Raw genomic sequence first — 8,176 nt, forward strand, 5'->3', positions numbered from 1 at the left:
CGGAGGGTTGCCACCGGGGTGTGGCGCAGCTTGGTAGCGCGCTTCGTTCGGGACGAAGAGGCCGCAGGTTCAAATCCTGTCACCCCGACCACAGGGCTCCGCTGACCGCGGAGCCCTTCGGGTATCCGGCACGACCGGATCTGACGACAAAGAGCACGAGACCATGACCCCGCGCCTGATCGCCTTCGACCTCGATGACACCCTGGCCCCCTCCAAAGCGGCCATCGACCCGCGAATCGCCGATCTGCTCGTGCGCTTGGCCGAGCGCGTGCAGGTCGCGATCATCTCGGGAGGGCAGCTCGGCCAGTTCCGCACGCAGGTCGTCGACCGCCTCCCCTCCGCCGACGGCACCACACTGGCACGGTTCCACCTCATGCCGACGTGCGGAACGCAGTACTACCGGCTGTCCCCCGGCGGCATCGACACCGTCTACGCGCACGCGCTGTCGGACGACGAGAAGGCCCGCGCCCTCGACGCCGTGGAGGCCGAGGCCCGCCGTCTGGGTCTGTGGGAAGCCGACCCGTGGGGCGACATCCTCGAGGACCGCGGCTCGCAGATCACGTTCTCGGCGCTCGGCCAGCGGGCCCCGCTGGACGCGAAGTCGGCGTGGGACCCGACCGGCCACAAGAAGAACACGCTGCGCGACGCCGTGGCCGCCCGCATCCCCGACCTCGAAGTGCGCTCGGGAGGGTCGACCTCAGTCGACATCACCCACCGCGGCATCGACAAGGCCTACGGCATGCGCCAGTTGGCAGACGAGACCGGCATCCCCTTGGCGGACATGCTGTTCGTCGGCGATCGCCTCGACGAGCACGGCAACGACTACCCGGTGCTGGCGATGGGCGTCACCTGCCAGGCCGTGACCGGCTGGGAAGACACCGCCGCGTTCCTGGAAGCGCTGCTGCCCTCACTCCCCGCCGTTCCCGCCCCTACCGCCTGACGACGTTCCGGCGGCGTCAGGCAGCGGACCGGGGTCAGGCCTTCACGCGTTTCGGAGCCCGCCGTGGCGTGCGCGGCACCGGCGCCAGCCGCTGCAACTGCGTGACGTGACGCGGCTCCAGTTCGGCGATCGAGGCCACCCCGAGCAACTGCATCGTGCGCTCGATCTCGGTGCGCAGAATCTCGATCGTCCGGTCGACCCCGCGTCGTCCGCCAGCCATCAACCCGTACAGGTAGGCGCGCCCGATGAGGGTGAACCTCGCGCCCAACGCCATCGACGCGACGATGTCGGCCCCGTTCATGATGCCGGTGTCGATCATGACCGTGGCATCTTTGCCGACTTCGCGCACCACAGTGGGCAGCAGGTGGAACGGCACCGGCGCCCGGTCGAGCTGACGCCCGCCGTGGTTGGAGAGCACGATGCCGTCGACGCCGTGCTCGATCAGCCGCACCGCGTCCGGCACATTCTGCACTCCCTTCACGACGAGCTTTCCCGGCCACAGCTCACGGATCGTCGCCAGATCGTCGTAGCTGATCGTGGGGTCCATGGCGCTGTTGAGCAATCCCCCCACGGTGCCCCCCGTGGACGTGAGCGCGGCGAACTCGAGCTTCGGGGTGGTGAGGAAGTCGAACCACCACCACGGCCGCGGCAGGGTGTTGAGTACGGTACCGATCGTCAGTTGCGGCGGGATCGAGAAACCGTTGCGCTTGTCACGCAACCGCGAACCGCCCACGGGGGTGTCGACCGTGAACAGGAGCGTGTCGAAGCCCGCATCCGCGGCCCGCCGCGCCAGCCCGTACGAGATCTCGCGCTCGCGCATGACATAGAGCTGAAACCAGTTGCGGCCGAGCGGGTTGGCGGCCCTCACGTCCTCGATCGAGGTCGTGCCGAGGGTGGAGAGGGCGAACGGGATGCCGGCGGCGCCGGCGGCCGAGGCCCCCGCGACCTCGCCCTGTGTCTGCATCAGCCGCGTGAACCCGGTGGGAGCGATGCCGAACGGCAATGCCGAGGAACCGCCGAGGATCTCCACCGAGGTGTCGACGCTCTCGGCGGGGCGCAAGATGTCGGGATGAAACTCGATGTCCTCGAAGGCGCGCCGCGCCCGCGCCAGCGACACCTCGCCGTCGGCGGCGCCGTCGGTGTAGTCGAACGCTGCGCGCGGAGTGCGACGCTTCGCGATCTTGCGGAGATCGGCGATCGTGAGGGCCGCGTCCAAGCGGCGCGTGGTCGCGTTGAACTCGGGGCGTTTGAACTGCATCAGTTCACGGAGCTCACCGATGCGGGGGATCTGACGCTGGACCATGCTTCTGCTTTCTGTCAGGCGCCGCCGAAACCGGCGGCGGCGTAATAGTCGGTGATGTGGTCGTTCACGAGGGTGCGGGCCAGGTCGGCGTCGCCGTCCTCGATGGCGGCGACGATACCGGCATGCTCTGCGATGAGCCTCGTCGCCGTCGCCCGCCAGTCGCTCAGGCGGCGCGAACCGCTGCGCACGTACTCTTCGATCGCGGTACGCAGCCCCGCCATGGCAGCCGTGATGACGGCGTTGCCGGCCGCTTCCACCAAAGCGAGGTGAAACCGCGCATCCAGCGCGAGGAAGTCGTCCACCGGCAGGTCGGCGGCCATCGTCGCGAGCATCTCCCGCACGGCTCCGAGACCGCGGTCGGTGCGGACGCGGTCGGAGGCCAGCTCACCGGCTGCCCATCGTTCCAGCACGAGTCGCGTCTGCACCACATCGGCGATCGAGAACCCCTGCGCGGCGACCTGCAGGCGCAGCAACTGGGCCATCCCGCCGTGCGGCGTCGCGACGACGATGGCACCCGACGTGGGCCCGGACCCGGTCCCGGTGCGGATGAGGCCCATCACCTCGAGCACACGCAGGGCCTCACGCACGCTGGAACGGCCCACCTGCAGGGTCGCGGCGAGCTCACGCTCGGGCGGGAGCCGGTCTCCGGGGGCCACCAGACCGGACAACAGGTCGGCCTCGATGCGTTCGAGCACGGCACGCCACGCGCGTGGTGAGGGGGCGGTCGGGTGCGACATGGTGTGACCACCGTAGAGGATGTGGTCAGACCATAGCAAACGGCGCGGCGATCCGGTCAGCGCAGACGACCGCCCGACTCGTCCAGATAGCACTGCGCGCACATCGACTCGTACGTCACCCGGTCCGCACTGAGCTCGTCGATGGCCACCTGGTCCCCGTCGAACACGAACCTGCCGCCCACGAGCCGTGCGTTGAACAGCGCCTTGCGGCCGCACCGGCAGATGGTCTTGAGCTCCTCCAGACTGTGCGCCAGCTCGAGCAGGCGCGCCGACCCGGGGAACGCGCGGGTCTGGAAGTCGGTGCGGATGCCGTAGGCGAGCACCGGGATGCCGTCCTCGACGGCCACCCGCAGAAGATCGTCGACCTGAGGCGCCGTGAGGAACTGCGCCTCATCGACCAGCAGGCACGCCACGTCGGGCCGGTCGTCCTCGTCCGGCTCGGGGAACAGGGCCTGCGCAGCGCGCTCGCGTGCTCGGGCGCGGTGGTCGGCCACGAGCGCCCGCACCTCGGCATCCGCCGCGACGAGGAAGTCCACGTCGCGCGACATGCCCAGACGGCTCGCGATGCGATCGGCACCCTTCGTGTCGACCTCTGGTTTGGCCAGCAGCACGTGCTGGCCACGTTCCTCGTAGTTGTAGGCGGCCTGCAGCAGAGCCGTGGACTTCCCGGAGTTCATCGCGCCGTAGCGGAAGTACAGTTTGGCCACCCGGGGCTCCTACCGCATCACACGTTGATGTCGAGCGCCGTCGCCGTCGCCGCCACCGACGCCGCCGCTTCGACGGGACGGTCGTTCAGCGTGTCGCCGAAGCTCGGGATGAGTTCGCGCAACCGCGGCTCCCACTCCGACATCCGGTCGGCGAAGCACGTACCCAGCAGGGTCAGCATGATGGATGCCGCCGTCGACGCGCCCGGAGACGCCCCCAGGAGCCCCGCGATCGACCCGTCCGCGGAGGTGACCACCTCGGTGCCGAACTGCAGCACACCGCCCTTGTCCGGGTCCTTCTTCATGACCTGCGCACGCTGACCGGCCTGAATGAGCTCCCAGTCCGCGTCCTTCGCGGTGGGCATGAACACGCGCAACGAGTCGACCTTCTTGCGGTGGTTCTTCATCAGCTCGCCCACCAGGTAGGTGATGAGGCCGGGGTTGTCGACGGCCACCTTCAGCATCGGCCCGATGTTGCCCGGCCGCACCTGGGCGATCAGGTCGGTGATCTTGCCGTTCTTGAGGAACTTGGGGCTGAAAGTCGCGAACGGGCCGAACAGCAGCGACGCTTCACCGTCGACGACGCGGGTGTCCAGGTGCGGCACCGACATCGGCGGGGCGCCGACCGAGGCCTGCGAGTAGACCTTCGCCTTGTGCTGGGCGACGATGGCCGGGTTGGAGGTCTTGAGGAACTGGCCACCGATCGGGAAGACCCCGTACCCGCGGATCTCGGGAATGCCCGAGCGCTGCAGCAGCTTGATGGCCCAGCCGCCGGCGCCGACGAAGACGAAGCGCGCCGTCACCGACCCCGGCGACTTGCCGAGAACACGCCGATAGCCGACGTTCCACGTGCCGTCGCTCTTCTTCTTGAGACGGCGCACCTCGGTGTCGGTGAGGACGTCGACGCCGTGACTTTGCAGGTGGTCGAACAGCTGCCGGGTGAGCGAACCGAAGTCGACATCCGTTCCGGCCGGCACGCGGGTCGCCGCGAACGGCTCGCCCGCGCGGCGCCGCGTCATCAGCAGCGGAGCCCACTGGTTGATGACGCGGGAGTCTTCGGAGTACTCGATGCCGGCGAACAGCGGCTGCTCTTTGAGCGACTCGTAGCGCTTCTTGAGGTACGCGACGTCCTTCTCCCCGCGCACGAACGTCATGTGCGGGGTGGCGTTGATGAAGGTCGACGGGGCGTCGAGGACGCCGGCATTCACCCACGAGGTCCACAGTTGGCGACTCTGCTGGAACTGCTCGTTGATCGATACCGCCTTGGCGGGGTCAACCGACCCGTCGGAGCCTTCCGGCATGTAGTTGAGCTCGCAAAGCGCCGCGTGGCCGGTACCGGCGTTGTTCCACGCGTTCGAGGACTCCTGGGCGACGCGCGGAAGCCGCTCGCACACGAGGATCCTCCAGTCGGGCTGCAACTGCTTGAGCAGCGTGCCCAGGGTGGCGCTCATGATGCCGCCGCCGATGAGCACGGCGTCATACGTCTCAGTACTCACAGTCCCCCAGTCTAGGTCCCCCCGGCACCCCCTCCCGACCCGCCCGGCCCGCCCGGCCCGCCCGGCCCGCCCGGCCCCGGCCCCGGCCCCGGCCCCGGCCCCCGAGACTACAGCGGCGCTATCGAGACCGTGCCGATTGCACGGGGTCTCGATAGCGCGCCTGTAGTCTCGCGGGGTCGCGGGTGGGGTCGGAGGGCGGGGCGGGTCAGGGGGTGGGGATGCGGGCGGCGACGAGCTCGGCGATCTGCACCGCGTTCAGCGCCGCGCCCTTGCGCAGGTTGTCGTTGCTGATGAACAGCACCAGGCCTTTGCCCTCGGGGGCGGACTGGTCGGGACGGATGCGGCCGACGTAGCTCGGGTCGTTTCCGGCTGCCTGCAACGGCGTCGGCGCCTCCTCCAGCACGACCCCGGGAGCGGATGCCAGAATCTCCCGCGCCCGGTCGGGTGTGAGGTCGCGCGCGAACTCGGCGTGGATCGACAGCGAATGCCCGGTGAACACCGGCACCCGCACACACGTCCCGGCGACCCTCAGGTCGGGCAGCTCGAGGATCTTGCGGCTCTCGTTGCGGAGCTTCTTCTCCTCGTCAGTCTCGTTCAGCCCGTCGTCGACCAGGTTGCCGGCGACCGGGATGACATCGAACGCGATCGGGGCGATGTACTTGTCCGGCTGGGGGAAATCGACCGCAGAACCGTCGTGCACGAGTCGCAGCGTGTCGCCCTGAGCCAGCACACCCTCGACCTGACCGAGCAGTTCCTGCGCCCCGGCGAGCCCGGAGCCCGACACGGCCTGGTATGTGCTGACGATCAGCCGCACCAACCCGGCTTCGGTGTCGAGCGGCTTCAGCACCGGCATGGCCGCCATCGTGGTGCAGTTCGGGTTGGCGATGATGCCTTTGGGCGGATGCGCGGCCGCGTCCGGGTTGACCTCGCTGACCACCAGCGGCACCTCGGGATCCATGCGCCAGGCGCTGGAATTGTCGATGACGACGGCGCCGGCCTCGGCGAAACGCGGAGCATGCGCGCGCGAACCGGTCGCCCCGGCCGAGAACAGCGCGATCTCGATGCCCGCCGGGTCGGCGGTCGCGATGTCCTCGATGATCACGGTCTCGCCGCCGTACTCCACCGCCGTGCCGGCCGAGCGGGCGGTCGCGAACAGCCTGAGCTCTCGGATCGGAAAAGCGCGCTCGGCGAGAATCTCACGCATGACCGTCCCCACCTGACCGGTGGCGCCGACGACGGCGACGGAGAATCCGGAATCGGAGATGCGGGTCATGTGACTACCTCGGAGGCTTGTGGGCGGGCGCGAAAAGACGCCAGCGCCCCAACGGATGGATGCCGCGATTCTACCGGGCATCCCTCCCCCGCCTGCCGCGAAGTCCGCCCTTCTCTGCCGGATGCCGCAGGATTCCTGCCGAGGAACGTCGGCGCCCGTGCCGCGTCAGCGACCGGTGCCGGCGTGGACGACCGCCTCGACGTCGCCGTCGAGGCCATAGGCGGTGTGGACGACGCGGGCCGCCTCGGCCAGATCGTCGCCGCGCACGACAACGGAGATGCGGATCTCCGACGTCGAGATCATCTCGATGTTGATGCCGGTCGTCGACAGCGCCTCGAACAGCGTCGCCGACACACCGGAGTGCGTGCGCATGCCCGCGCCCACCACCGAGAGCTTCCCGATCTGGTCGTCGTGCACGAGGCTCTCGAACCCGACGTCGCCCTGCTGGGCGGCGAGCGAGCGCAGCGCGGTGGCGGCGTCGGCCTTGGGGAGCGTGAAGGAGATGTCGGTGCGGCTGGTCGCGGCGGCTGACACGTTCTGCACGATCATGTCGACGTTGGCACCCGACCGCGCCACGATCTTGAAGATCTCGGCGGCTTTGCCGGGCACATCGGGCACGCCGATGACCGTGATCTTCGCCTGGCCGAGGTCGGTGGCGACCCCCGCGACGATGGGCTCTTCCATCTGTCCTCCTTCTGCGCCGGCGGTTTCCGCACCGGCGGGCGCGGTCATGCCGGGGCCGAGCACGAACGTGCCGGTACTGGAACTGAACGTCGACCGGGCGTTGATCATGACCCCGTGGCGGCGCGCGTACTCCACCGCCCGGATGTAGAGCACCTTCGCACCGTTGGCGGCCAGTTCGAGCATCTCTTCGGCGCCGATGACGTCGAGCTTGCGTGCCCGCGGGACGACGCGAGGGTCGGCGGTGAAGATGCCGTCGACATCGCTGTAGATCTCGCAGACGTCCGCCTCGAGCGCGGCCGCCAGCGCGACTGCCGTCGTGTCGGAGCCGCCACGACCGAGCGTCGTGATGTCGCGGGTGTCGCGGTTGAACCCCTGAAATCCGGCGACGATGACGATCGCGCCGTCGTCGAGCGCCTCCCGTAGACGCACCGGGGTGACATCGACGATCCGGGCGGCGCCGTGGGTGGCGTCGGTGATCATGCCGGCCTGGCTGCCGGTGAACGAACGCGCCTCGAACCCCATCGAGTGGATGGTCATCGCCAGCAACGCCATCGAGATGCGTTCCCCGCTGGACAGCAGCATGTCCAGCTCGCGCGGCGCCGGGATCGGTGCGACCTGGGCGGCCAGATCGAGCAGTTCGTCGGTGGTGTCGCCCATCGCGCTGACCGCGACGACCACGTCGTGCCCGGCCCGCCGGGTGTCGACGATGCGTTTGGCGACGCGCTTGATGCTCTCGGCATCGGCGACGGACGACCCGCCGTACTTCTGGACGATCAGCGCCACTGTGGAACTCCCGTTGCGGCCGGGGGACGGCCAGTCTGGCGAGGGGCGCTCGGATGCCGCGCCCGACCCACCATCTTAGATGGTTCCGCGGATCGGGCCGCTGACCCGTTCAGCATTCGGTCCGCACGCCCGGCGGGCCCGCCGGGATTCCGGCGCCCGACACCGTGGGGTGCGCAGCGGGGACCGAATATCAAACACCCGCTCGGCTCGACCCCGCGGGACGCTCAGCGGATGCACGGCTCGCCGTGCGAAGATC

General features: G+C 69.3%; 7 protein-coding genes and 1 tRNA gene. 2 read left to right on the forward strand and 6 right to left on the reverse strand.

The features are described from left to right. Positions 1-14: 14 nt before the first annotated feature. Positions 15-91: transfer RNA gene (locus tag ACK5KK_RS13650), tRNA-Pro, on the forward strand. 72 nt (positions 92-163) lie between these two features. Next, positions 164-940, forward strand: a complete 777-nt coding sequence (locus ACK5KK_RS13655) for an HAD-IIB family hydrolase (protein WP_416890633.1) — start codon at positions 164-166, stop codon at positions 938-940. A gap of 34 nt (positions 941-974) precedes the next feature. Here the strand turns inward: ACK5KK_RS13655 and ACK5KK_RS13660 are convergent, their stop codons facing one another. From ACK5KK_RS13660 to ACK5KK_RS13685, 6 genes are all read right to left on the reverse strand, one after another. After that, complete coding sequence (locus ACK5KK_RS13660; RefSeq protein WP_416890634.1) at positions 975-2,243, reverse strand: alpha-hydroxy acid oxidase; 1,269 nt, start codon at positions 2,241-2,243, stop codon at positions 975-977. A 14-nt stretch (positions 2,244-2,257) separates the two neighbouring features. Then, the gene (locus ACK5KK_RS13665; RefSeq protein ID WP_416890635.1) at positions 2,258-2,980 is read right to left on the reverse strand and encodes a FadR/GntR family transcriptional regulator; all 723 of its coding nucleotides are present in this window, start codon (positions 2,978-2,980) and stop codon (positions 2,258-2,260) included. A 56-nt stretch (positions 2,981-3,036) separates the two neighbouring features. Continuing rightward, positions 3,037-3,687 (reverse strand): thymidine kinase, encoded by a 651-nt coding sequence (locus ACK5KK_RS13670; protein ID WP_416890636.1) that lies wholly within the window; start codon positions 3,685-3,687, stop codon positions 3,037-3,039. Between the two features lie 17 nt (positions 3,688-3,704). Then, entirely contained in the window at positions 3,705-5,180 is a 1,476-nt protein-coding gene (locus ACK5KK_RS13675) for a malate:quinone oxidoreductase (RefSeq protein ID WP_416890637.1), read from the reverse strand. A 205-nt stretch (positions 5,181-5,385) separates the two neighbouring features. Then, a complete protein-coding gene (locus ACK5KK_RS13680; RefSeq protein ID WP_416890638.1) occupies positions 5,386-6,453 on the reverse strand; it encodes an aspartate-semialdehyde dehydrogenase in 1,068 nt (355 codons plus the stop codon). A 165-nt stretch (positions 6,454-6,618) separates the two neighbouring features. Continuing rightward, positions 6,619-7,920 (reverse strand): aspartate kinase, encoded by a 1,302-nt coding sequence (locus ACK5KK_RS13685; protein WP_416890639.1) that lies wholly within the window; start codon positions 7,918-7,920, stop codon positions 6,619-6,621. Between the last annotated feature and the right edge of the window lie 256 nt (positions 7,921-8,176).

This window comes from Microbacterium sp. (assembly GCF_047972865.1).
Taxonomy (GTDB): Bacteria; Actinomycetota; Actinomycetes; order Actinomycetales; family Microbacteriaceae; genus Microbacterium.

Coding starts and splice junctions, on each gene's coding strand:
- ACK5KK_RS13680 (WP_416890638.1), bottom strand. CDS start 6,453: ATGACCCGCATCTCCGATTCCGGATTCTCCGTCGCCGTCGTCGGCGCC.
- ACK5KK_RS13655 (WP_416890633.1), top strand. CDS start 164: ATGACCCCGCGCCTGATCGCCTTCGACCTCGATGACACCCTGGCCCCC.
- ACK5KK_RS13660 (WP_416890634.1), bottom strand. CDS start 2,243: ATGGTCCAGCGTCAGATCCCCCGCATCGGTGAGCTCCGTGAACTGATG.
- ACK5KK_RS13665 (WP_416890635.1), bottom strand. CDS start 2,980: ATGTCGCACCCGACCGCCCCCTCACCACGCGCGTGGCGTGCCGTGCTC.